Genomic DNA, 23,456 nt, shown 5'->3' with positions numbered 1-23,456 from the left:
GAGATCGTTCATGCCCCCCGATATTTGCGGTTCTGTGACGATCCCGGACGCCGGCCAGCCGCGGCTCTGTCCGCTCCAGGCCGCGCTTGCGGCGCGTCCCTGCGTCGAAAGCTACGATGATTTCTGCCGCGTCGCGCTGTCCTTGTTCCGGTTCATCGGGGCGGCCTATACGACCGGCGCGTCCGATTGCTGGGAAGCGGCCTATCGCTTTGCCGACGAGGCGCCGGGCATCTCCGACAGCCCGCTGCTGGTGGCACGCGCTGCCGCGCTGGTCAGAATCCTGCGCAGCGGCCGCCCATGCGAGCTGTGCTTCATGCCACCATCCTGCCGGCGCCTGTCGAAGGACGAGGCCGGATTGATGCAATTGCTGGCGGTCGCGCGCCGCAAGCAGCCGGGCGAACTCGAATCCATCGTCGGCCAGCTGGTCGGCTCCGGCAAGGAGGACGCGGCGACACGGGCGGTCAACGCGCTTGCACTGTGCTGAGGCTTTGACGGGTACCGGGCGCATTTCCCCCTCTTGAGAATTTCCGGCCGGAAGGGTCTGATAGGCTGCGGAGCAAGCCTCCGCCGAGCTGAACTCGGAACCTGAACGGCATGACCATGTCGGCCGAGCAATTGTGGAGCCTGCCGGAAACCGCGCTGGTCGGCGCCTATGCGGAGGCGCGACGCCGCTACGCGGAGAAGAAGTTCGAGCGCGACACCCAGCGGGCGAGGCTCGAATGGATGCGCGCAAAGCTGTTCGTCAACACGCAAGGCAACGTGACCGAACGCAAGATGGCGGTCGACGTCTCCGAGGAGCTGGCGCGCAAGGGCCAGGAGGTGCGCGAGATGACGCGCGACCTCGATATGCTGAAGATCGACGTCGACGTGATCGACACCATGATCCGGCTCCGCGGCGCGCACGGCGCTCCGCCCGTTCACGGCGAAGAGACGACTGAGAAGCCGATCGAGCCGGAGGGCGAGTGAGATGGCCGCATTCCGGGGGAGCTGCCTGTGCGGCGAGATCGCGTTCGAGGTCGAGGGTCCGCTCGACCGCTTCCTCAATTGCCATTGCTCGCGCTGTCGCAAGGCGACCGGGACGGCGCATTCCTGCGAGGTGATCGTGAGGGCCGAGGCGCTGCGCTGGCTGCGCGGTGAGGCATCCGTCGCGCGCTTCGACCTGCCCAACGCGCGCAGCTTTGCGACCGCGTTCTGCAAGCTTTGCGGTAGCCCGATGCCGCACCTCACACGCAGCGGGCGCGAGGCGATCATCCATGCCGGCGCGTTCGACGAGAAACTGGATGCGGCGCCCGACCGCCACGTGCATTGGGCATCGCGCGCGGACTGGTATGTGCACGGGGATGGGTTGCCGGTCGAGGATTGAAGCATCGCGCTTGCCTCATGCACGAGCAACGCAGGCTTCCATGATGCCGTTGAGCTCCGCCTGCGAGAGCACCCCGAGCTCGGCGATGAAGACGATCCGCGCGCGCGGCAGGCCCGGCGCGGGCGCATCGCCCGGGGCCAGCGTGGCGCGGCCGGCGGCGAATTGAAACACCATCTGGCGGCCGGGCTGCTCGACCGTCTCGAACAAGCCTTTTGCGCGCGCAAGTTTCGGAGCAAGCCGGCCGATCGCCTGTTGCAGGCGCGGCAGCGAGAGCGGGCGCTCCGAGGTCCAGCTCAGCGTTTCGAAGCGGTCCTCTGCCGGCCGCTTCGGGCCTGGCTCGCGCGGCGCTGGCGCGCGATCGACATGCGCTGGAAATAGCAGCGCGGATGGAATCTCGCCGTGCGGCGCATCGACGACCATTGCAGGAACGCGCTGGGCGCGAATGGCCGCGCGCATCCGCATCCCCGCGCCCTCGCCCGCCAGATCGAGCTTGCTGAGCGCCACGATGTCGGCGACGCGCAATTGCGAGCGCTGGAGCGCATCGTCGAGGGCGGCCGGCGACGTGCCAGCGTCCATCACGCAGAGCACCGTCTCCAGCGGCGCCTCGCGCAGGATCACGGGATCCATCAGATTGCGGACGATGTCGGCGGGATCGGCGACGCCGCTGGTCTCGATGACGATGTAGTCGGGCCTCGGATCGCGCCGCAGCAGCGTCGAGAGCGTGCGGAGCAGGTCGCCTTCGAGCGAGCAGCAGATGCAGCCATTGGCAAGGCTCACCACGCCGTCGCTGGCGCCCGCGATCAGCTCCGCATCGATGTTGATGGCGCCGAAATCGTTGACGATTGCGGCAATGCGCCGTCCCTCCGCGTGCACCAGCAGATGGTTCACAACCGTGGTCTTGCCCGCCCCCAGAAAGCCCGTGACCAGGAGAATGGGGACCGGCATGGGTCAGCCCTCGACGACCGGACGGCGCACGGGTTTGCCCGGCCGCGCCGTGACATCGAGAATGCCGTCGCCGATCAGCACCTGGCCGCTGACGACGAGGTGCCGTACGCCCTCGGACGGACGGTTCATCGCCGTGAAGGTGGCGCGGTCCGAGAGTCTTTCGTAATCGAACACGACGATGTCGGCATCGGCGTCTTTCGCGAGCCTGCCCTTGGCGCGCATCGCGGGCGTGCTCTGCGACAGAATTTCCGCCGGAATCAGTGCGCATTTGCGCACGCCTTCCAGCAGCGACACCGTCTTGCGCTCGCGCACCCATTCGCGGATGAACTTCGTGAAGCAGCCGGCCGAGCGCGGATGCGAGGTGGCATCGTCGGGCAGCGGCCAGGCATCACCGGTGTAGGTCTTGCCGTCCGACGTCGTCCACGGCATCGCGTCGGAGGCGATCGCGCCGCCGGGATACAGCACCGACATGTCGAGCAGGTCGCGGTGATGCGCATTGTGTTCGGTGTCGAGGATGTGCCAGAGCACCAGCGAGGACGGCTCTTCCGCCTGCGCCTTCAACAGCTCCTCGCGGTCGTGGAAGCGATAGCCGTCGGTGACGCGCTGCACGGAATCGTAGCCGGTGCCGTTGCGCTCGACGAATTCGGGGTCGCTGAAGAAGGCGGCGGCCAGCACGGTCGAGCCGGTGCCGTAGGGATAGGCTTCCACCGTGATCGGCAGGCCCTGGGCCTGTGCTTTTGCGATCAGCACGCGGCAACGCTCGACGTCGGTCTTGCTCGACGAGTTGAAATGGCAAATGTGCATGTGCGCGCCGGTGGCGCCGGCATAGCCGATCAGGCGGATATAGGCTTCCACCGCGCTTTCGGGGTCGATCCGCGACATGAAGGCGACATGGGTGAAGGTCGGCACGTTCTTGGCCGCAGCCAGCTGGCAGACCGCGGTCAGCTCCTGCACGCCGGCGCCCGGCGCGTAGGCATTGAGGATGCCGATGCCGATGCCGCCTTCGTTGAGGCCGCGCGAAAGACGTTCGAGAATGCCCGCGACCTCGGCGTCGGTCGCGACGTTGTCCATCCAGCGGCGGTCGCGCATAGCGTTGCCGAACGCCTCCAGCGAGCTCTCGGCGTTGGAGCCCGTCATCGCGCCGATCCGCGCAAAGGCCCAGTTGGTGGCGGCGCCGTAGTTCAGCACGCGCCCCTTCCTGGCCTGGCGCTCATACCAGGACCCGACCGGCAGCACGCCAGCCTCGAGATCGAGCGTGGTCGTGACGCCGTCGAACGCCTGCATGCGGTCGGCCGGGATCGACTGGCCGTGCGCGTGCAAGTCGATGAAGCCGGGGGCGACTACGAGCCCGGTCGCGTCGATCACCCGTTCAGCGCCGCCGAGACCCGTGCCGACGGCAGCGATCTTGCCATCCACCACCGCCACATCGCCGACGGCATCCATCCCACTCGCGGGATCCACCACCCGGCCGCCAGAGATCACCAAGCCGCTCATATCGTCACTCCTCCACCTCGATATCGCATCAAGGCAGATTCCGCGAGCGACGACCACCTCCACTGAAGCCGACGCAGCATGCTCACAAGGAAGGTCATTTGGCAGGCAAATCGCAGACATGCGTTTGCATCCTCGCGGCATGACTTGCCCGAGCTGTGCTTCTCTTCACACCCTCTCGAAGGAAAGGGCGCAGGGAAGGCCGGGCGCCGGCTGGCACCCGTAAAGACCCCCGTGCTGAACAGATGCACACGCAATGCACAGGGGAGACACAGGGCAGCCGAAACCAGGCCTTCCCTGCGCGATGGTTTGACGGCCTATGCCGCGCTCTCCTGGGAGCCGAACTTTCCTTCTGGCCTCCCTCGCCCCGCGAATTGGATGATGCAGTCTGCCCGGTTGGGCTCGCTCGCATCTCCGCGAAAGGCTTGACCGTAGCAACGACGGCCAGGACCACACGGTTTCGCCGTACGCGAGGACGCCGTTCGTCTTCGCGGGTCACGCGTGCTCACGAGATGATCTCGCCCTGCACGCGCAAGCTCCGCCTTTAACGCCGCCCGCGTCCACCGCAACTCCCAGCCCGCGCTCGAAACGACGTACGACCGCCCCTTTGGTGGGCTGGGATGGCCGACACATACGACAAATCCGAATTTCGGTAAAGTGGAATATTTTTGTTGAGCCGGGTTGACAGCGGATTGGGGTGTTTCGCTCACCGTTGACGCCAGCGCACCAACTCGACGAGTTCTCCTGCGGCAAGCCATCGCTCGACCGCTGGCTGAAAACGCGAGCGCTGTCCAACCAGGAAAAGGGTCTTACCGCCGTCATGGTGGTGCACGAGATGAACCGGGTGGTCGGTCATTATGGCCTTGCACCGACGGCCATCGTTCCCTCGTCCCTGCCGCGGTCGATACGAACCGGTCAGCCGCCTGACCCCGTTCCCTGCCTCTTGCTGGGACAGCTCGCGACCGACGAGAATTGGATCGGCAAGGGGATCGGCACCGGCCTGCTCAAGCATGCACTCCGGCGCTGCGTCACGGCCGCAGGCCTGATCGGAGGACGCGCTGGTCGTCAATGCAGTCGACGCCGATGCTGCTGCGTTCTGGAAACGGCGCGGGTTCATTGCCTCGAAGGACGATGCGCTCGTTCTCCACAGATCGATCGCCGACCTTGCGGCGTCGCTTCGTTAGATCAGGCTGCTTTGGTATATTGTTCGCTCCAGATCACGCAGACGCCGAAGGTTGTTCGGTCGGCGCGGCAAGGCGAAGTAACGCCCCTGGCGTATGATCCATTCATAGAGCCAGAGCCGGATGTGTGGGCCGCGCTGGACGAGGAGGAACGGATCGATCTCGTGATGGCGTACCATAGGCGCGCCAGAATCCGCCTTCCGCGGGAGAAAGTGCACGCTGTTTTTCATGTGATCGTGGAGAGCCAAATTGCCGATCCCACGCTGCCGGTGCGACGCGTCGCGGGGCGGCTGATGTCCGAAGGACTCGATCGTCACGAAGCCATCCATGCGATCGGCTCGGTGCTAGCCGAACACATGAACGACCTGATGCGCGAGACCAAATCGGGCGACGAGAATGTCGATGCGAAGCCCGATCAGAACCCGAATAAGGCTTATTTGGCCCAGCTGGAACTATTGACGGCGGATGCTTGGCGTCAGTCGGCCTGACCGGCGTGGCCACGCTCCATTCGATCGAAATCACGGACTGATCCGGCGCTCGTGCGAACGCCGCGACTTGAACCGGCCGCAAAGCAGCTCCGCCGTCTTCTCGCCCCCATTGTCATTCAGGGAGCTAGGTGGGGCGGCGTTACCGGGGGCAAAGTTCCCGAGGGTTCCGTTTGATCGTCCAACGTCATCTGCAACAAGCCTCCCATCATTCCGTTTCGCGTCGCGCCCTGCTCGGCGGACTCGTGTCGGCAGGAAGTGCGCTCGCGCTCGGCGGATGCGCCGGCCTGGGTGCGACCGGCGCGCGCTACGATGCCTCGTCACTCTCTGTCGATTCCACATTGCTTGTCGCCACCACGCGCAAGCCCGTGAATGGTGCTCGCGCCAAACCCTGGTTCGGGCCGGAGCGCGCAACGAGCATGACGGTCGCGCGGGCCAAGCTGGTGGCGCCCGACGAGAGCCGCCTGTCTCTCGCCTCGGTTGGACTTGGCAGTTGGCGTCTTGATCGGATCGACGCCACCGCCGACGCCGCCGATCTCGCGACGCAGGCCGGCGGCGGAGACGTGCTGATCTATGTGCACGGCTTCAAGCAGACGTTCGAGACGGCGGTGCTGGATGGCGCCTATCTCTCCGATGCGATCAAGTTCCGCGGCCGGACCATGGTGTTCGCCTGGCCCTCCAAGGCAGGACTGTTCGACTATGCCTATGACCGCGACAGTGCGATGTGGTCGCGCGACGATTTCGAGCGCGTGCTCTCTGCGCTCGTGTCCGCGCCAAGCGCTGGCCGCGTCCACATCGTTGCGCACAGCATGGGAACCATGCTGACGCTCGAAAGCCTGCGCCAGCTCTATGCGCGATACGGCGACACGGTCACCGGCAAGATCGGCGCGGTGGTGTTTGCCGCGCCCGACATCGACATGGACGTGTTCTCGTCGGCGATCCAGCGCATCGGTCCGCTGGCCGGCAAGATCACCGTGATCGCCTCGACCAACGACCGTGCACTGGCGCTGTCGGGACAGCTCGCAGGCGGCATGACCAGGGTCGGCGCCGCCGAGAAAGCCGCGATCGCGCGGCTCGGAGTGCGCGTGGTCGATGCGTCCCAGGAAGGTTGGGGCATCATCAACCACGACCTGTTCCTGTCGAATGCGGAAGTGCAGCAGGTGATCCGCCGCTCGATCGACGGCACGGCGGCGTGAGAGGGCGGCTGGCATCGCTCGCCGACACAGCCTGGAGGAGACCGAGCGGCACATCGCCTATTTCACCGCGGCATGGTTCAAGGACCGCCTGGCGGCCCTGCGAGGCGATCGAGACGCCTTACCGGCGGCGGGTGCGGATGATGGAAGCTCGCCCATACCGGCTCCGGTTCCGGGGCCGCCAAGTTGGCGCCGAATAGCCGTGCCAGCGCTTCTGCAAAGAGCGTCGCTCCGGCGAGATTAGCCGCGTGGCGGTCTGCGGCAGCCTCCCACCTGCGGATCAAACAAGTCTCCACCGGCCGCACCAGCAATCCCAGCGCAGGCAACGCCAATAGCAAGATCGCCACGCTCTCCCGTGGTGCACATCCGCCACCCAGCTGTGCGATCCCAAGCACCGTTGCCAATCCGATCGTCAGGCGCCAGACGGTGAACCACTCGCGATGATAGCCCGCGAGGTGACCAGCCTCATGGGCCACCACAGCAAGTACCTGCTCGGTTGGCATTCCGGCAACCAGCGTGGCATCAAGAAGAATACACCGTCGCGCGACGATCCCTTGGGCGCGCGCGTTCATCTGGCTCGGCCGTTGTAGGTCGTTTGCAATTCGGACCGTCGTTCCTTCCAGTCCGGACCGTCGCATCACCGCCTCGATCTCTGTCGCCAACGACCCTGACTCGATCGCGGACAGGACGCGGCCGGACGGCGGAACTGCCTCCCGCAAGACAAGTGTGATCGCGAATCCCACCCAAGCCACCAGCCACCACCCGGTCTCCGGCATCGCCCATCCCACCACGGCAGCGACTGGAACGCTTTGCCGCCCCTCCGCGTAGAAGAGCCGTAAGCGCTCCCGAAAAAAAGCGCGCCACTCCCGAGTTCGCCCCCTGCGCTGGATCCACGCCGCCACTGAAACATCAAGCAATGTCGGCACCGCTACCGCGATCGGCAACAACAGCAGCGGACCGCTAAGCTGAGACAGAGCACTCACCCCTCCCAATGCCGCAGTCAGCGCAAGGAGCGATCGCGCGCCTCCTCGCAACGCCAGCCGCCGGATTCGCTCGGATTCACGGACAAGCACCGCGCCTTCTGTCCGTCGTCCGAGCCAAGCCAATCCACGGCGAGCAATCCAGATCTCGATCGCCGCCACACCGAGCGCCAATCCCGCGATCGTGGTGGACAGCAATCCGATCATGTTCGGCTTCCAGACTAGTACCTAAGGACTATTGCTGCTTCGCGATCGCGGCCAACACAATAACCGCGCGGCAGTCCAACGGATGACCGCCTCGGGCATCAACAACAGAAAAAGCAACAAAGACAAATCGGCAATTGGGAGGATGCATGACTGAAGCCGCCCGGCTTGACCCAAATGACATCGTCGAACTCCATCCGATGTATCTGTTGCGGTGGGAGGAGGCCGAGCAAGCTCACGTCCTTCTCTATCCCGAGGGAATCGTGAAGCTCAACTCATCCGCCGCAGAGATTCTGAAGCGGGTCGTCGGCGGTCGCCGCATCGATGATGTGGTCGCAGAATTGACGGCCCTGTGTGACGGGCAGGATATTTCTGCCGACATCCTCGCATTTCTGGAGATTGCCAATGACAAAGGCTGGACCCGCGTTAAGACTTGATGGGCAGGGCCGGCCATTGTGGCTGGTGTGCGAGCTGACCTATGGTTGCCCGCTTAAATGCCCGTGGTGCAGCAACCCGCTCGATCTTGACGCCTATCAAAATGAGCTGTCCACCGAGGAGTGGAAGCGGGTCATGCGCGAGAGCCGGACGCTTGGCAGCCTGCAATTGGGTTTCACTGGCGGTGAGCCATTGATGCGCCGCGACCTCGAGGATTTGGTGGCCGAGGCAGATCGCCTCGGCTACTACACTAACCTGATCACCTCGACGGTCGGCATGAGTGCCAAGCGGCTGTCCCGTCTCAAAGCCGCCGGCCTGAAGCAGATCCAGGTCAGTCTGCAATCCCACGATGCTGCGACCACCAACGCTTTGGTGGGCGCGTCGGTCCACGACCACAAGATCGCTATGATCCGCGAGATCAAGGCGCAGGGCTTCCCGGTCGTTCTGAACATCCCTGTCGTCCGGCAAAATATTGCCCACACCGGCGCCTATCTCGAGATGGCGCTGGACCTCGGTGTTGATTATGTCGAATTCGCCAACGTCCAATATTACAACTGGGCGCTGGTCAACCGTGACGAACTGATGCCGTCGCTCGAGGAGCTGAAGGCATCCGAAGAGGCCATCAACTCCTTTCGTCAGAGGATCGGCAAGAAGATGGTCATCTACTTCGTCATTCCAGACTATTTCAACGGACGCCCCAAGGCGTGCATGAACGGGTGGGGTAGCATCATCATGACCATCGCCCCCGACGGCGTCGCCCTACCCTGCCAGGAGGCGCGCCTGCTCAAGGGTCTCAACTTCCCCTCGGTGCGGGAGCATTCGGTGGAATGGATATGGAAAGAGTCGCCGGCATTCCGCACCTATCGCGGCGACGCCTGGATGAAGGAGCCATGCCGGAGTTGCAGTGAACGGGAGAAGGATTTCGGAGGCTGCCGCTGCCAGGCCTATTTGCTGACCGGTGATGGCGCCAACCCCGATCCGGCCTGCTCGAAGTCGCCATTCCATCATCTGGTCGAGGAGGCAATCGTCGAAGCACATCGGCCGCAGCGCAATTCGCGCCCGCTGGTGATGCGCGAGGTCGGCGTAGCTTCCTCGACACAGTAGATACTACTTATTGCCGATACTTTCGGCAGTCGGTGGCCCCTAACGTTTCAAGCGTGTACGTTCACTCAAAGGGAGAAGTGCGCCATGAAGTGGGAAAAGCCTGCCTATTGCGACCTGCGTATGGGCTTCGAAGTCACCGCTTACGTCTTCGTCCGCTAAGTCGGGACGGGAGAGGGACCTTCGGGTCCCTTTTCCGCCTATTTATTTGGATGCTCATGGCGCCGCCGCCTCCCTTTCGCAAGACGATCCTCGACTCGTTCGGGGGCACTGTCGGTTGCGGTTTGGCGCTGACTATTGCTCTTGCGCTCGCAATCCGCCTTCTTGTCCTTGGACATCCGTGATGCATGCCGGGTTGATCGATCTCGTCTTGCGCTGGCTGCACGTCGGCGGTGCGCTGATCTGGATCGGCCACAACTACGCCAATTTCATTTCCCGGCCTGACTTCATTCCGTTTGCAGACGATACTGAACCGGCGGCCGCGACCGGGAATGACTTTCAGTCTCGGCTTCGACGCGAACATGGCGCCTTCCGCTGGGCCTCGGTGGTGGTCTGGTCGACAGGCCTCGCCATGCTGCACCGAAATGGAATGCTGATGGATGCCGTGACGCTGTCGGGGACTGCTGCTCCCATCGGCATGGGATTTTGGATTGGCACCATGATGGTGCTCAACCTTTGGCTCGTCCTTTGGCCGCACCAGAAGAAGGTTCTGGGCTTTGTCCCTGCTTCCTACAAAGAGAGGGTGCAATGCTCGCGGGTGACGTTCCTGTCGGCGAGGGTCAACACCCTGCTATCGATTCCGCTCCTGTTCCTGATGGTAGCGGGAGCGCACGGCTTGCTGCTCGATTGAAGGCGCGCGTCCATCGCCTTGCGCTCGTCGCCAGCGATCTGGCCTGTCGCCTGCCACTTGCGCAGCGCGGCTTCATGGCGACCAGCGCCTTCGGCCTGCGGTTCGCCTCGCCCATCGGGGTCGCGGCGGGATTCGATTCCTTCGGACACATCGGTCGCCGATTTGGTCGTCTCGGCTTCGGGTTCGCCGAGATCGGAACCGTCTGCCTGAGAGGCGCGGTTGGGCGTCCATCGTTGTCCCAGGCCTTGGTCGCGGCCGGCCGTCCCGGCCCGGCCAGGCTTGGCATCGTGATCGGCCCGGACGACGGAAGCCCTTCCGTCCAAGCAATGAACGATGTGGCCGAGTGCCTTGAAGCCTTGGCTCCGCTGGCGGATTACGTCAGTCTTAGCTTGTGCGGTAAGGGCGGTTCATTGCGCTGGCCGCTGCGCGAAAGCCTGGCTCTCATGCGCCGGACCGCTCAAGGTGTCCGTTCAGTGCCATTGCTGCTCAAGGTCCCGACCGAACCGCATCTCGGTGATCTGGCCGAAGCTGCCAGGACAGAAGGTTACGACGGAATCGTTGTCGAGGGCGCCGATGCCACCCTTATCGCGCATCTTCATTTCCTGATGCCGGTTGTGGCGGTTGGGGGGATTCATCGCCGTCGCGACATGCGCAATCGCTTGGATGCCGGCGCCAGCCTTGTTCAATGCTGCCGTGCGCTCATGTGGAGTGGCCCACTTGGCGCAATTTCTCTATGTCGGCAATAGCACCACATGGAAGTCCGAGATTGGCAGACGGCAAATATCTCAAGCGAATTCCTGCGCCATAGGTCTGCGGCGGCCCGCTCGTTTGCGTTGAGAGTACAACGGCATGGTGCCTCTAGGCATTCCGCAGGCCGATCAATGGCGCGCACTGATCGCGACCCGCAGCACCCTGCCCCGTGCGATCAACGCTGCACGCTCATCTGGGGGACCAGGAGCGTGCAGCACGCACGGCACAGCGTCCCGCGATTTGCCCAAAGACCGTCCCAAGGGTCATTCCGACCCCGGCAAGATATCCGCTCGCCAAGATATTCGCCAACATGATCTGGCCCGCGGCAAACACGTTCGCCGCGGGTCGACCGCTTGCCATGATCACGCGCGCATGATCGTCCACCTTCACGCCGAGATAACTGAAGGTCACGCCGGGTCGAAGCGGATAGCCACTGAACGGAGGCGTGTCGATCGACATCGCCCACTTTGACTTCGGCGGTACAATGTCCTCGGCTCGCGCCAAACGACCTGCTTTTCGATCGGATGCGTCTGTGATCGCGGCATTGAAAGCGTGGATCGTTGTCGCCAGATCCGCTGGATTCAGCTTAAGCTCCACTGCCAATTCGGAGATCGTTTGCGTCCGGATCGGCGGATAGAAGGATGGTCGGAAGAGACCTTCGGCCTTTGAGTCGAGAATCGCGTATGCAATCTGGTCCGGACATCGCGCAACGAGCTTGCCCCAGACTGCAAATCTTCTTGGTCCGACCTCCTCACCTTCATCATGGAACCTTTGACCGTTACGATCGACGACAACACTGTAAGGCACGCAGTCCAACCGCGTGACGATGCCACCGTCGAACTTCGGCGCCCGCGCATCGACCGCAACCATGTGGCACTGCCCGGGCTCACCGATCGGCACCACGTTCTGATCGAGCAAACTCGCGAGAACGCGCCCCTTCGCCTGGCGCGCGCCCCGAATGACAAAGCGATTTGCCGCGTCTCCCCAGTAATGCTGGAGCCAATCCGTGTTCGCCTGTGATCCGCCGCACGAAACAACAACCGCTCTGGTTCGGACTCTCGTCAGGGCACAATTGCTAATGGCATGTATCTCGCAAGCCACGCCGTGATCGAGTGGCACGGAAAGGACTTCAGTGTCGTAGGCGATATCAACGCCGATCCGCTCTGCCTTCCGGTAATATGCGTTCAGCAAGGCCTTGCCTCCTCCGAGAAGAAAGGCTGTTTTCCGCGATGGGCGATTTCCGATGCGCGACTTCTCGAATTGGATGCCACATTGCTCCATCCAGCGGACTATGTGGGCTGACCCCTCGATCATGAGGCGCGCGAGGTTTTCATCGGTATGCCCAGCAGTCGCTTGCGCCAAGTCGGCCCAGTATTCGTCCCCGCAATAAGCTTGATCTGGAAGGACACTTGGTGGGTCGCACTTGACTCGCAAATTGCGAGCATGGCGGGTGCTTCCGCCCCTTAGAGCTCTTGGCGCCTGCTCGAGCAGAAGCACCGACGCTCCTGCCTGACGCGCAGAAATCGCCGCGCAAAGTCCCGCGTTTCCGCCCCCCACGACCACGACGTCGTAAGTCCGCGACGAGTTGGAGAGGTGTGAGTTCGCAAGCGTCATGGGGCCGTCTGTCGACGCGTATCTTGTTTCGCGCTCGAGTACAACATGATCGGCTGATCGATGAACTGGCGCCCTAAGAAGCCGCAATAGTTCTCAGTCGCACCTCTTGGAGCGGTGACTGTGGTTGGACCGCCGCGATATCCAGCTATGCCAAATGGTCAAGCCATCACGGAGATTCGCTGAGCCACCCCTGCTGCGGACAGATTCGAGCGGTGCGCTGGCAGCATCCGGGTTACTTCACCGCGATTTCGATCAGTGTAGGGCCACTGCGCCCAAGCGCGTCAACGATCGCGGCTCGAATGGCATCGGGAGCGTCGGCCCGTACCGCCGGGACGCCCATCGATGCGGCCAAAGCCTGGAAATCGATCGGGGGATCGTTGACGTCCATGCCGACGAATCGCCCGGCGACGGCATTCGTGCAGCCCAGCTGGCGCGCGATATTTTGCAGCACCCCGTAGCGTCGATTGTTGAAGATGAAGAACAGGACGTTGGCCCGATAGCGCGCGGCGCTCCACAGCGCTTGCGGTGAATACATCGCGCCGCCGTCTCCAACGAAGGACGCAACCGGACCGTCATGGAGCAGCGCTGCGCCGACGGCCGCGGGCATGTTGCACCCGAGGACGCCACCACGAGCGAAGAAGTAGCGACCGGGCCGAGTCGTCAAGATGTCCTGGACCTTGCCGAACGTGGCGGCTGAGTCATTCGCGAGCAAGGTGTTGGCTGGCAATGCGTCCGACACGGTCAGCACGGCCGCATCGGGGCTCAGCGGCAATTCCGTCATGTCGCTCATGATTTGCGCACGTATCGCCGCCTCGTAATCGCGCTTGGTCGCGGCTCTGCGTGCCAATCGCGCGGCGACCTCCGGGCCCTTGACGAGGCCGCTGAGACGGATCGCGGCGGCCTGGAGCGTTGCGCCGATGTTGCCCAGCAGCGCTGCGTCGGCAGGGTGCTCGCGGCCCAACGCCTCGGCATTATCCGCCACATGAAGGACCTTGAACCCCTCAGGTATCGGCCTCACATCGCGATAGGGATAGGCGACGAAGGCGCGACCGCCCACTAGCACCAGAGCCTGCGCCGTTTCCAGATGTTCGCGCATCACCGCGAAGTCGGGCTTGAAGACTCCGGCCCAGCATGGATGAGCCGAGGGAAAGGCGGAGCGCGAGGTAAGTTGCGTGCCCCAGACCGCGTAGCCACCGGCCTCTGCAATCGCGACAATGCCGGGAGCTGCGGAGGCCGGCAGATCGTCGCCAAGCAGAATGATGACCTTTTCGGGATCGAACCCGGCCAGCGTATCGGCGAGGGCATCGGAATCGGGGGATGCGCCGAGACGCGGCGCCGCCGAGGCCGCCGGCGTTGATCCGCTGATCGGCTGGTCGAGCACGTCCATCGGCAGTGAAAGGAAGACCGGGCCGCACGGCGGCGTGCGGGCGATTTCGAAGGCGCGACGCAATGCGGCACCGAGGTCCTCGCCACGTCGGACTTCCTTGGCCCATTTGGTGACAGGTTCGGCGAGCGCGACAAGATCGCCGGAGAGCCACGGCTCGGTCATCAGATGACGGGTATCCTGCTGGCCGGCCGTGACGACGAGCGGGGTCTCGCTCGCCTTGGAGGCGACCAGCACTCCCATGGCGTTGCCGAGCCCGCCCATGGCATGAAGGTTGACGAATCCGGTCCTGCCGGACGTCAGCGCCCAACCATCCGCCATGCCGACGGCCGTCGCTTCCTGAAGTCCGAGCACATAGGTGATATCGGACGCATCGACGAGCGCGTCCATCAACGGCATCTCGGTCGATCCGGGGTTGCCGAAGACATGAGAAATCCCTTCGTCGCGCAGGATCTCGAGCAGAACGTCGCTGGCCCGTCGCGTCATCACAATCTCCTCGCCCCCTTGGTCTCGCAACGAGCCTAGCGGCGCGATGACGGCAGCGGGAGGCGATTTGGCGACGCCTCGCGTCCCATTTTGGCATCTGATATCTTCAAAATACAAAAGCATGGTATGAGATTGCGTATGGACGATATCGATCGCAAGATTCTGCGGCTTCTTCAGGAGGACGCCACCCTCCCGAACCAGGACTTGGCGGCCCGCGTGGGACTCTCGCCCTCGCCCTGTCTACGTCGGGTGAAGGCGCTGGAGGCCGCCGGGATCATTCGTCGTTACGTGGCGCTGGTCGATGGCAAGACAGTGGGCGCGGGTTTCGTCGCCTTCATCGAGGTGCGGCTGGAAAAGCAGGCCGAAGCCTATTCAAGGCGTTTCGAGACGGCGATGCGGGGACGTCCCGAGGTGATCGACTGCTGTTTCGTCACCGGCGATTTCGACTATCTGCTCAAGGTGGCGGTCGCCGACCTCGATGAATTTCATCGCTTTCTCACCCAGATCCTGACTCGCATCGTCGGAGTTGCCAACACTCGCACGATCATACCGGTGAAGCAGATCAAGGAAACGACGGCCTTGAAGATCGCTTGAGAAAGCGCGCAGCCCGATTTGACGCACTTTGGTCCGCTTGCGGTGTTTGGTCCTTGGATCTGCGGGACCACGGTGCTCCGAACCAGCTCGGATCGAACACCGCTGCGAAAAGATATATTTTATATATTGCTTTGGCAGCGGCACGCCCTTAAAGATATATCCATCATACATCTAATCAGCCGGGCACGAGGTTCGGGTGCGAGCGAAGGACTGGGCGATGACTCACGTCGTCACCGACAATTGCATCAAATGCAAGTACAAGGACTGTGTTGAGGTCTGTCCCGTTGACTGCTTCTACGTCGGCGAGAACATGCTGGTCATCCACCCCGACGAGTGCATCGACTGCGGCGTATGCGTGCCCGAATGTCCCGCCGTGGCGATCTTCCCGGACTCTGACATTCCATCCGAATCCCACTGGTTCGAGCTCAATCGCAAATTCGCGGGTCTCTGGCCGAACATCACCAAGAAGGGTGAGCCACCCGGCGACGCTGACGCGTGGAATGGCGCGCCTAACAAGTTTGCCAAGCACTTCAGTTCTAAGCCTGGTGACGGCTAAGGCGACTTGCTCTCTTACGGGTGGTTCGTCCGCCCTTCGATCTTCCGCCGGGTCGCGGGCGATGGATCGATCAAGCTCGCGAGCGACAGAAGGAGAAATTTACGAATGTCCAGCTCGAACGGAGACGCATCGATCGTCGATGTACGCACACTACCGCCGGCTCAACGGCACCAGAAGATTTTCCAGCTCGTCAATGAGCTGGTAGTCGGCCGCGCGTTCATTCTGGTGAACGATCACGACCCCAAGCCGCTGTACTACCAGTTGGAGGCCGAATATCCGAAGCAGTTCTCCTGGAAATATCTTGAGAGCGGTCCGACGGTATGGCGCGTCGAGATCGGAAAGCTCGCCAAGGCAGCCTGAATATCCCTTCCTGAAGATCCCCTCGGAGGGAGCGGCCAGTCGCTCCCTCCGATCCGGGAGGCGTGGGCACACAGCCATGATCGGCGCATCCCTGTCCCGATGGACCCTGAGCTATTTCGCCACTGCGCTAACGGCACTGATCGCGGCAGAGGTGCTTATGACCGTGGGCTTTGGGTTTCCGAGCTACCCTATCGAGGAGGCGGTCGATGGCGTCCATTGGGCTGACGTGAGCTTGACCTATGATCCGCCTTGGACGCCGGACATGATGAGTTCGACCGCCAAGGAATATCTGGGCTTCCAATGATACGAGAATTGCCCGTTTCCGGCGCCACCGCGGCCCAAGCCAAGAGCGTCAAGGAGCAGCAGGAGGTCGCCCTGCTGCTGCTCGACGCTCTGCAAAAGCTTGCCGATGCGGGCGAAGTCGACGCGGCCTGCCGCATAGCAGGCAAAGCCTGCGTCGTCTTGCGACGAAGCGCGCCAGGCGGCGAGCGACGGTTCAATGCGTTGCTCCATCGCCTGACGCGCAGCCTCGGGTGATCGCATGGCCGGTTGGCTCGACTTGAGAAACATGGACATTCAATATATCTTTGTGCGTGACTGTCGGGCTGCGATCTCTGTACGTGCGCCTGTGCCAATGCTCCGGAGCAAATCATGCGCTTGACCAATTTTTCCGATTATTGCCTCCGGCTGCTGATGTACGCTGCGGCAAGGCAGGATCGTTTGATCACGATCGAAGAGGTATCCGGCGTTTACAATATCTCCCGCGCTCATCTGATGAAGGTCGCCAATACGCTCACCAGGGCCGGGTATCTGAACGCGGTGCGAGGCCGCTCGGGCGGCCTCGCGCTGGCGAAACCACCGCACAAGATCAAGCTGGGCGAGGTGATTCGCGCCACCGAGCCCGATTTTGCTCTGGTCGAATGCTTCGGCGCCGACAACGCGTGTGTTATCACCCGCTGCTGCCGCTTGCGCGGCGTTCTGCATGAGGGCCTGGACGCGTTCAATGCCGTGCTCGACAAGTACACGCTCGCCGACTTGATGCTCAGGCCGAGGGATTTTGGGGTGCGGCCCGCGGCCTGATGGGTCGATCCGCTATTCGGCAGCTTGCAGAAACGGCGGGTGGGCTCGATCGGCTGCGGCACGGCCGGCAGCGACCGCCATCCAATCCCGAAGCAGCCCCTTGTCCTCCTTCGAGAAGACAGCGCGGCGCTTGACGTCTTCCAGCGTCTCGCCCGGATGACACCGCGCGAAATCCTCGCGGATCAGCGACTCAAGATAGACCTGCTCCGCCTCATTGACGGGCTGCACATAGTGATGTGAATCGCTCAACGCGAAGCCTCCTTTCCCTCGGGTGGGAGCAGCCGCAGGCGCACGCGCCAGAAGTCCGGTCCCCGCTCCAGATACGACCAGTTGCAACGTGAGCCATGCTGCGCCTCAAGCTGCAGGCGGAGCCGTCTGGGATCATGATCCACGACGATCTGAAGCGATTGATCCGAAGCAAGATGCTCGAACAAGCGAAAGAGGATCGCGTGACGGTACTTTGGATCGATGTCGGCAACGTTGATCACGCGTTCGTCGGCGTTTGGTTCGGTCATGGACGGCTCCTTAGGTAGCTCGTGCGACGCGGGCGCTGGCTGTTCTGCTCTCCGTTCGAGATCGCGATACAGCGCCTCGATATGTTCGATCAGCCGCTCTGCACGTTTCGGCTCGAGCAGTTTGCCCAGGGCGGCGTGGAAACAGGGCTTGAGAATCTTCCCGGTGATGCCGCGCTCGGCGCACATCAGATCGATGATGTTCTGCGCCAGCGGTGAAAGCTGCCCGGTTGCGGCCGCCGGATCGAGAATGGAATTGAGCGCTCGCTCGACTTGCGCCCAATCCGCACGTGAAATGTGCGTCAGTACGTTATTGATATGCGGATGCGCGCGAAAAATAGCGAAGATCCGGAACGAGAGCTCGGCGGTGGAGAGCGCTATCCGCGTCTTGGCCGCGCGTTTGGCCATGGTCTTCGGAGGAAGCCTTGCGCTGGGAAGTCCGGCCGGCACGGGCCACACTTCCGCTCCGCTTTCCAGTTGGGCCAGAATGGTCATGGGTTGACCTCGCTACAATAAGATATATTAGTAATATATCTTATTGGGCACCTCGGCAAGGAGATACTGATGATGGATAGGCCCCATCAAGCGAATCCGCCTGCGCCCTCCCGCAGCATGGTCCAGCGGAGCGATACCACGTTCTACGTCGATGCTGAGTTGATCGGCGAACTCCTGAATGTTTCGGCCGCCGCCGTACCGGTCCTGATGCACGAAGGCGCGATTACGAGCGTCTGCGAACGCGGGATCGATGATCATGACGGCGAATTTAGGCTCACATTTTTCCACCGCAGCCGCCGCGCGCGGCTGAGCACGGATGTGACGGGGCGCGTCCTTCGCAGGTCCGCTATCGATTTCGGTGATCGCCCGATCCCCAGTGCGCTGCGCCGTCCGGGCGGCTGACGGCATGACGACCCGAGGCAGGATACGAGGAGATCGCCAAATACGCGGGGGCTAGTCTAGTCGCACTGGTGGCTGGCGGAAGGCCGCCTTCGACTATTGCGGGTGCGCAGGCGATTATTTCGCCATGACGTGCCGAACGCCTTTCGATGTCGGGGGACCGTCACGGACTGGGATATCCTGTCCCGGGCCGCCCCTTTTCGCTGATGCTTCCGCATCTGAAAGCGAACTCGTCCCGATTGACCTCAGCTCGGCGACTGCCCTGTGATAGATCGCGCTCGCTTCGGCCTCATCAAATCCTGCGTGAAAGCGTTTTTTGATGCCGATGTCCGTCAGCACGAGATGGGCGGTCGGGCTCACCCCTTGCCGCTCAAGGCATTGCGCGGCGCAACGGAGAGAACAGCCGTCAAGCGCCAGAATCGGCCTGCCTGATTTTGCGATCCTTACGAGTGGGCCGACGTCGCCGCCAACACCGGCAATGCAGGACATCTCCGCCTCTTCCGCTCGGTCCAGACGTACCGCGACGTCATTTGCCATTTGGGCAACGCTCGAACAGCCTGAGCATGAATAAACAAGGGGCAGCTCAGCCTTACTCTTCATCATGATTTCTCCGCCAGACCACAAGCGAGCGCGCCAATGCTCTAGATGAAGTCAGGGCTTCAAATCGTTGTCTCAGCGCAAAGACATGAATCGCGATCGCGCAGGCTTTGATGCTCCGGCCGCTTCGTCATCGAATTCCATTCTAGCGAGAGCACCCGCTGCGGATGCAGAATTCTCCCGCAACGGCTTTCGACAGTGCCTCCATTCCAAGTGACCTCACTGGTTGTTCGAGAGCAATGAGCCTGATGCCGCGGTCATGTCACCGCTTCTCCATTCATGGGTAATTCCGCGCAAGGCCGCTGACGAGGACGGATCGGCGCCGTGAGACAAGGAGTGACATATGGCTGGATGGTTCGAGGATAACGCGCGGTCGATCGGCCGGACCCCGCTGGTTCGACTCAATCACGTCGTGGGCAACGCCAAGGCCACGGTCCTCGCCAAAATCGAGGGGCGCAACCCGGCCTATTCCGTGAAGTGCCGGATCGGTGCGGCGATGGTTCTGGATGCCGAAAGGCGTAACCTGCTCGGTCCCGGCAAAGAGCTGATCGAGCCGACCAGCGGCAACACCGGGATCGCGCTGGCCTTCGTTGCAGCGTCGCACGGAATTCCGCTGACATTGACCATGCCCGAGACCATGAGCATCGAACGTCGCAAATTGCTGAGGACCTTCGGTGCGAAACTCATACTCACCGACGGAGGGCGCGGCATGCCGGGCGCCATCGCTAGGGCCGAAGAGCTAGTGGCGTTGGATCCCGATCGCTATGTGCTGCTGCAGCAGTTCAATAATCCTGCCAATCCTTCAATCCACGAGGAGACGACGGGTCCTGAAATCTGGAACGACACCGAAGGATCGATCGACATTTTTGTTTCCGGTGTCGGGACCGGCGGCACCATCACCGGAGTGTCGCGCTACATCAAGCGCACCCGTGGCAAGAGCATCCTGTCGGTGGCCGTGGAGCCGTCCGGCAGCCCGGTGCTGAGCCAGACGCTGGCCAACCAGCCGCTCAAGCCTGGGCCTCACAAGATCCAAGGGCTCGGCGCCGGCTTCGTTCCCGACGTACTCGACCTGTCGCTCGTGGATGCGATCGAGCAGGTCTCGAACGAGGAGGCCATCGAGTTCGCACTGCGCCTGGCGCGTGAAGAGGGTCTTCTGTCGGGGATTTCCAGCGGCGCCGCAACCGCCGTCGCAGCGCGTCTGGCGCAGCGTGCGGAGAATGCCGGTAAGACCATCGTCGTGGTGCTGCCCGATTCCGGCGAACGCTGTCTGTCGACGGTTCTATTCGAGGGAGTGTTCGACGCCCAGGGCCTGGCGGCCTGACGGATCCGCACAGACACGCATGGACGGCTCGAGCAAGGGGCGAACGCTTGTGAGCGATGCCTCGGCGAGAAGGTGACAGGCCGCGAGCGGCGCGGAACAAGTGATGGTGCCCTACCTTCGCGCGGCCAACTGCAGTAGTGATAGCCAACGAGGCTTCTGGAGATGTCGACGGTGGGAAAGACAAAGGATCCGCGCACCGTGGCGGCGGCGAACGGCGTCGCCGCAGATCGCGCGTTCAGGGCCGTCGCGCCCCCGCTCTATCTGACGAGCACCTTTGCGTTTGAGGGATTCGAGCGGAACCTTGGCTACGAGTACACGCGAACCGCCAATCCGACCCGCGATCTGTTGGCTGAAACGATTGCCAAGCTCGAGGGCGGCGCCGGCGCGGTCGTGACATCCTCCGGGATGGCAGCGGTCGATCTCGTGCTGTCGCTACTGCGGCCGGGTGATCTTGTGGTCGCGCCGCACGACTGCTACGGTGGAACCTATCGGCTGCTTTCCGCGCGGCGCGACCGCAAGCAGTTCGATCTCGCATTTGTCGACCAGGGTAACGAGCCGGCGCTTACAACCGCGCTCCGCCGGAAGCCGAAGCTCGTGCTGATCGAGACCCCGAGCAATCCGCTAATGCGGGTGGTCGATATTCGCGCGATCGCCGCACGCGCCAGGGAAACAGGCGCTAAGATCGCGGTCGACAACACATTCCTGTCTCCCGCCCTGCAGCAACCCATCGCGCTTGGTGCGGATTTCGTCATTCATTCGACGACAAAATATCTCAATGGACATTCCGACGTGGTCGGAGGCGCGGTCATTGCCGCTGCCTCGTCCGATGTGGAGGCGCTGTCCGCCTGGGCCAACATCGCTGGCACGACGGGATCGCCATTCGATGCGCACCTGACGCTACGCGGCCTGCGGACGCTCTTTCCACGGATCGAGCGCCAGCAAGCCAACGCCATGGCCGTGGCACAGTTCTTGGCCCGACATCCGCTTGTTGCAGCGGTCCACTATCCGGGCCTCGACTCCGATCCAGCGCACGCCATCGCGTCGGTCCAGCAAAGCGGTTTCGGCGCCATGTTGAGCTTTGAACTGGCGGGCGGCACGTACGCCGTGCGCCGCTTCGTCGAGGCAGTTGATGTCTTCACGCTGGCCGAGTCGCTCGGCGGCGTCGAGAGCCTGGTTGCGCACCCGGCAACGATGACGCATGCCGGTATGGGCCCGGAGGCGCGGCGGGCTGCCGGCATCAGCGACAGCCTGATCCGCCTCTCGGTCGGTCTTGAAGCGGAGGCCGATCTGATCGCCGATCTGGAGCGCGGCCTTGCCGCGGTCAGGTCCCCGTAGCCGAAAGTCTCGTGAAATGGCGTGCACAACTACTTGCGCCTCGCAAGTCTTTGCACGCCGACACAACTCATGACGTCCGGACCGAGGCATTATGTTTCTGTTGCCCTCGATTAACATCGATATAAAATACATCTTATCGGCGGACGTGACGGACGAGCTGTATGACGGATCTCGTCAATACAACCGCAGCAAGCGGGACTTCGCGTTCGGGAAGCGAGAACGCCTCCGTCCGGAAGCGCCGTATCGGGATCGGAAAGGACCTGAACAATGACGACTGAAGCCTCGCTTCGAAATCGTACCGTCGGAGAAATCGCCGCGACATTGCCCGGTGCGACCGCGGTGTTCCGGCGGTTCAAGCTCGACTTCTGTTGCGGCGGCGACGTGCTCTTGGCCGAAGCCGTCCGCAAGCGCGCTCTGGACATTGCAGCCGTAGAGGAGGCGCTCGACGCGCTCGATCCACGGAAATCCGGTTCGGCGCCCGAAGCAACCAGCGCGCTGATCGATCACATCCTGACCCGCTATCACGAGACGCATCGGCGCGAACTGCCGGAGCTTGCGCGCCTGGCCCGGAAAGTCGAGGCTGTCCACGCCGGTCATCCCGAGGTGCCGCAGGGACTTGCCGACACGCTGGAGGCCATCCAGGCCGAGCTGGAGGAGCACATGCAGAAGGAAGAGGCAGAACTCTTCCCGTTGATGCAGCAACAGGATGCTGCCGGCAATCAGCTCCCGATCTCGCAAATGCGGGATGATCACGATCGGCATGGCGAACTCCTGCGCCGCCTGGAGAGCTTGCGAAGGGCTTCGCGCTGCCCAAGGGCGCATGTCGCTCGTGGACGGCGCTCTATGGCGGGACGGCCAAGTTGGTTGATGATGTCATGGAGCATATCCATCTTGAGAACAACGTGCTGTTCCCGAGGTTCGAGCGCCACGGAGCGGCCTGATCGAGTGCCGCCGTCTGGGTCACGCGGGACCACAAGCGCGCGTGACTCCCGATAGGGACGCCTTGGGGCTGCCCGGTTCGAGATGCGACGGCAGCTTGAAACCCAGAGTAGGGACAAGGATGAGCGCCTTCTCGAACGAGTATTATCTCGTCATCCAGACCATCCACCTTCTGAGTGCCGTGACCTTTGGCGGGGTCGTGATCTTCGAGGTGCTGATCCTCGAATCCCTGCACAAGCGCCTGTCAAGCAAGGTGATGATGGAAATTGAAGCCGGCATCATTGAGCGCGCCCGGACATTCATGCCGGTCGTGATCGTCTTGCTCTATGCAACTGGCGTCCTCATGTTGCGGGCCCATTTCCCGAACCTTTCGACGATGCCAGAAAGCAGCTTCGGGCGCCTGTTGCTGGTCAAGATTGTGCTCGCCGCCATTGTTCTCGTTTGCTTCATCACCGCGATGACGCTGCATTTTCTGAATAAGATGAAGCCGGCTATCTTCAAGGCTATTCACCTCATCGTCTTCGCATGCATCATTGGCATCGTTGTGCTGGCCAAGGCGATGTTTGCATAGCGGGGGCGTTTCATCGCCATTGCCCCGAACCGCGCCGAATGACGCGCCTCCGCTCATTTGTTGCATCGAGAGCCGCGGCAACTTCGACGGCCTGCAGTCTGGTTGCAATCGTCAGCCGCGGTGTAGCTCCTGCCTTCCGGCGCCGCACCGATCAGCACCAGCATGCACAAGGCATCACGTCGTCCTGAAGCAGGACGCCGTGGATTCGTAGCCACTCGAGTGCGTGGCCTCGATC

Annotated in this window: 29 protein-coding genes; 21 read left to right on the top strand and 8 right to left on the bottom strand. The window is 62.7% G+C overall.

What is annotated here, in order from left to right:
• Positions 1 to 10 precede the first annotated feature (10 nt).
• From XH84_RS21115 to XH84_RS21105, 3 genes are all read left to right on the top strand, one after another.
• Positions 11 to 484, top strand: coding sequence for a hypothetical protein (locus XH84_RS21115; protein WP_128920002.1), 474 nt, complete (start codon positions 11 to 13; stop codon positions 482 to 484).
• 110 nt (positions 485 to 594) lie between these two features.
• The gene (locus tag XH84_RS21110; RefSeq protein WP_128920003.1) at positions 595 to 966 is read left to right on the top strand and encodes a hypothetical protein; all 372 of its coding nucleotides are present in this window, start codon (positions 595 to 597) and stop codon (positions 964 to 966) included.
• Position 967: 1 nt separating this feature from the next.
• Entirely contained in the window at positions 968 to 1,363 is a 396-nt protein-coding gene (locus XH84_RS21105; protein WP_128920004.1) for a GFA family protein, read from the top strand.
• 15 nt (positions 1,364 to 1,378) lie between these two features.
• Here XH84_RS21105 and XH84_RS21100 read toward each other — a convergent pair whose 3' ends face one another.
• Positions 1,379 to 2,308, bottom strand: coding sequence for a CobW family GTP-binding protein (locus tag XH84_RS21100; RefSeq protein ID WP_128920005.1), 930 nt, complete (start codon positions 2,306 to 2,308; stop codon positions 1,379 to 1,381).
• A 3-nt stretch (positions 2,309 to 2,311) separates the two neighbouring features.
• Positions 2,312 to 3,802 carry an amidohydrolase family protein gene (locus XH84_RS21095; RefSeq protein ID WP_245471789.1) on the bottom strand — a complete coding sequence of 497 codons (1,491 nt, stop codon included), beginning with the start codon at positions 3,800 to 3,802 and terminating at the stop codon, positions 2,312 to 2,314.
• Positions 3,803 to 4,511: 709 nt separating this feature from the next.
• Here XH84_RS21095 and XH84_RS41910 point away from each other — a divergent pair.
• Positions 4,512 to 5,468, top strand: a complete 957-nt coding sequence (locus XH84_RS41910; protein WP_430641928.1) for a hypothetical protein — start codon at positions 4,512 to 4,514, stop codon at positions 5,466 to 5,468.
• Positions 5,469 to 5,710: 242 nt separating this feature from the next.
• Positions 5,711 to 6,661, top strand: a complete 951-nt coding sequence (locus XH84_RS21080) for an alpha/beta hydrolase (protein ID WP_164936326.1) — start codon at positions 5,711 to 5,713, stop codon at positions 6,659 to 6,661.
• Positions 6,662 to 6,738: 77 nt separating this feature from the next.
• On the opposite strand, the gene XH84_RS21075 is transcribed toward XH84_RS21080, so the two are convergent.
• The gene (locus XH84_RS21075; RefSeq protein WP_128920008.1) at positions 6,739 to 7,845 is read right to left on the bottom strand and encodes a M48 family metalloprotease; all 1,107 of its coding nucleotides are present in this window, start codon (positions 7,843 to 7,845) and stop codon (positions 6,739 to 6,741) included.
• 146 nt (positions 7,846 to 7,991) lie between these two features.
• On the opposite strand from XH84_RS21075, the gene pqqD reads away from it, so the two are divergent.
• From pqqD to XH84_RS21050, 5 genes are all read left to right on the top strand, one after another.
• Positions 7,992 to 8,279 (top strand): pyrroloquinoline quinone biosynthesis peptide chaperone PqqD, encoded by a 288-nt coding sequence (pqqD, locus tag XH84_RS21070; protein ID WP_128920009.1) that lies wholly within the window; start codon positions 7,992 to 7,994, stop codon positions 8,277 to 8,279.
• Positions 8,248 to 9,381: a pyrroloquinoline quinone biosynthesis protein PqqE gene (gene pqqE, locus XH84_RS21065; RefSeq protein ID WP_128920010.1), complete on the top strand. Its 1,134-nt coding sequence runs from the start codon at positions 8,248 to 8,250 to the stop codon at positions 9,379 to 9,381. The genes pqqD and pqqE overlap by 32 nt, the downstream gene beginning before the upstream one ends.
• 84 nt (positions 9,382 to 9,465) lie before the next feature.
• The gene (pqqA, locus tag XH84_RS41905) at positions 9,466 to 9,540 is read left to right on the top strand and encodes a pyrroloquinoline quinone precursor peptide PqqA (RefSeq protein ID WP_008618162.1); all 75 of its coding nucleotides are present in this window, start codon (positions 9,466 to 9,468) and stop codon (positions 9,538 to 9,540) included.
• Between the two features lie 193 nt (positions 9,541 to 9,733).
• Positions 9,734 to 10,228, top strand: a complete 495-nt coding sequence (locus tag XH84_RS21055) for a urate hydroxylase PuuD (RefSeq protein ID WP_245471787.1) — start codon at positions 9,734 to 9,736, stop codon at positions 10,226 to 10,228.
• The gene (locus tag XH84_RS21050; protein WP_164936327.1) at positions 10,225 to 10,974 is read left to right on the top strand and encodes a dihydroorotate dehydrogenase; all 750 of its coding nucleotides are present in this window, start codon (positions 10,225 to 10,227) and stop codon (positions 10,972 to 10,974) included. The genes XH84_RS21055 and XH84_RS21050 overlap by 4 nt, the downstream gene beginning before the upstream one ends.
• Before the next feature lie 193 nt (positions 10,975 to 11,167).
• On the opposite strand, the gene tcuA is transcribed toward XH84_RS21050, so the two are convergent.
• Together tcuA and XH84_RS21040 are read right to left on the bottom strand one after the other, a co-directional pair.
• On the bottom strand, positions 11,168 to 12,592 hold the full coding sequence (tcuA, locus tag XH84_RS21045) for an FAD-dependent tricarballylate dehydrogenase TcuA (protein ID WP_128920013.1): 1,425 nt from the start codon (positions 12,590 to 12,592) through the stop codon (positions 11,168 to 11,170).
• Positions 12,593 to 12,824: 232 nt separating this feature from the next.
• Positions 12,825 to 14,462 (bottom strand): thiamine pyrophosphate-binding protein, encoded by a 1,638-nt coding sequence (locus tag XH84_RS21040; RefSeq protein WP_128920014.1) that lies wholly within the window; start codon positions 14,460 to 14,462, stop codon positions 12,825 to 12,827.
• 90 nt (positions 14,463 to 14,552) lie between these two features.
• Between XH84_RS21040 and XH84_RS21035 the strand changes: the two genes are divergently transcribed.
• The 6 genes from XH84_RS21035 (at position 14,553) to XH84_RS21010 (ending at position 17,052) form a co-directional block, all read left to right on the top strand.
• A complete protein-coding gene (locus XH84_RS21035; protein ID WP_245471786.1) occupies positions 14,553 to 15,056 on the top strand; it encodes an Lrp/AsnC family transcriptional regulator in 504 nt (167 codons plus the stop codon).
• A gap of 217 nt (positions 15,057 to 15,273) precedes the next feature.
• A complete protein-coding gene (gene fdxA, locus XH84_RS21030; RefSeq protein WP_128920016.1) occupies positions 15,274 to 15,612 on the top strand; it encodes a ferredoxin FdxA in 339 nt (112 codons plus the stop codon).
• Between the two features lie 105 nt (positions 15,613 to 15,717).
• Positions 15,718 to 15,972 (top strand): DUF2249 domain-containing protein, encoded by a 255-nt coding sequence (locus XH84_RS21025; protein WP_128920017.1) that lies wholly within the window; start codon positions 15,718 to 15,720, stop codon positions 15,970 to 15,972.
• Between the two features lie 76 nt (positions 15,973 to 16,048).
• Positions 16,049 to 16,276 carry a hypothetical protein gene (locus XH84_RS21020; RefSeq protein WP_128920018.1) on the top strand — a complete coding sequence of 76 codons (228 nt, stop codon included), beginning with the start codon at positions 16,049 to 16,051 and terminating at the stop codon, positions 16,274 to 16,276.
• Positions 16,273 to 16,509 (top strand): hypothetical protein, encoded by a 237-nt coding sequence (locus XH84_RS21015; RefSeq protein ID WP_128920019.1) that lies wholly within the window; start codon positions 16,273 to 16,275, stop codon positions 16,507 to 16,509. Before XH84_RS21020 ends, XH84_RS21015 begins: the two co-directional genes overlap by 4 nt.
• 114 nt (positions 16,510 to 16,623) lie before the next feature.
• Complete coding sequence (locus tag XH84_RS21010) at positions 16,624 to 17,052, top strand: RrF2 family transcriptional regulator (RefSeq protein ID WP_128920020.1); 429 nt, start codon at positions 16,624 to 16,626, stop codon at positions 17,050 to 17,052.
• A gap of 12 nt (positions 17,053 to 17,064) precedes the next feature.
• Here XH84_RS21010 and XH84_RS21005 read toward each other — a convergent pair whose 3' ends face one another.
• Together XH84_RS21005 and XH84_RS40855 are read right to left on the bottom strand one after the other, a co-directional pair.
• Positions 17,065 to 17,301, bottom strand: a complete 237-nt coding sequence (locus XH84_RS21005; protein ID WP_164936329.1) for a hypothetical protein — start codon at positions 17,299 to 17,301, stop codon at positions 17,065 to 17,067.
• Positions 17,298 to 18,059 (bottom strand): DUF2249 domain-containing protein, encoded by a 762-nt coding sequence (locus XH84_RS40855; RefSeq protein ID WP_245471785.1) that lies wholly within the window; start codon positions 18,057 to 18,059, stop codon positions 17,298 to 17,300. The genes XH84_RS21005 and XH84_RS40855 overlap by 4 nt, the downstream gene beginning before the upstream one ends.
• Positions 18,060 to 18,128: 69 nt before the next feature.
• Between XH84_RS40855 and XH84_RS20995 the strand changes: the two genes are divergently transcribed.
• Positions 18,129 to 18,461: a DUF6522 family protein gene (locus XH84_RS20995; protein ID WP_245471784.1), complete on the top strand. Its 333-nt coding sequence runs from the start codon at positions 18,129 to 18,131 to the stop codon at positions 18,459 to 18,461.
• 114 nt (positions 18,462 to 18,575) lie between these two features.
• On the opposite strand, the gene XH84_RS41410 is transcribed toward XH84_RS20995, so the two are convergent.
• Complete coding sequence (locus tag XH84_RS41410; protein WP_128920021.1) at positions 18,576 to 19,061, bottom strand: putative zinc-binding protein; 486 nt, start codon at positions 19,059 to 19,061, stop codon at positions 18,576 to 18,578.
• 337 nt (positions 19,062 to 19,398) lie between these two features.
• On the opposite strand from XH84_RS41410, the gene cysK reads away from it, so the two are divergent.
• The 4 genes from cysK to XH84_RS20970 all read left to right on the top strand — a co-directional run bounded on the left by cysK (position 19,399) and on the right by XH84_RS20970 (position 23,221).
• Positions 19,399 to 20,376 (top strand): cysteine synthase A, encoded by a 978-nt coding sequence (cysK, locus tag XH84_RS20985; protein WP_128920022.1) that lies wholly within the window; start codon positions 19,399 to 19,401, stop codon positions 20,374 to 20,376.
• A 162-nt stretch (positions 20,377 to 20,538) separates the two neighbouring features.
• Complete coding sequence (gene metB / locus XH84_RS20980) at positions 20,539 to 21,711, top strand: cystathionine gamma-synthase (RefSeq protein WP_128920023.1); 1,173 nt, start codon at positions 20,539 to 20,541, stop codon at positions 21,709 to 21,711.
• Between the two features lie 267 nt (positions 21,712 to 21,978).
• Positions 21,979 to 22,707: a DUF542 domain-containing protein gene (locus XH84_RS20975; protein ID WP_245471783.1), complete on the top strand. Its 729-nt coding sequence runs from the start codon at positions 21,979 to 21,981 to the stop codon at positions 22,705 to 22,707.
• A gap of 64 nt (positions 22,708 to 22,771) precedes the next feature.
• A complete protein-coding gene (locus XH84_RS20970) occupies positions 22,772 to 23,221 on the top strand; it encodes a hypothetical protein (RefSeq protein WP_128920024.1) in 450 nt (149 codons plus the stop codon).
• Positions 23,222 to 23,456: the final 235 nt, after the last annotated feature.

This window comes from Bradyrhizobium nanningense, assembly GCF_004114535.1.
GTDB classification, from domain to species: Bacteria; Pseudomonadota; Alphaproteobacteria; order Rhizobiales; family Xanthobacteraceae; genus Bradyrhizobium; species Bradyrhizobium nanningense.
This window is presented reverse-complemented; position numbering and strand designations above follow the sequence as displayed.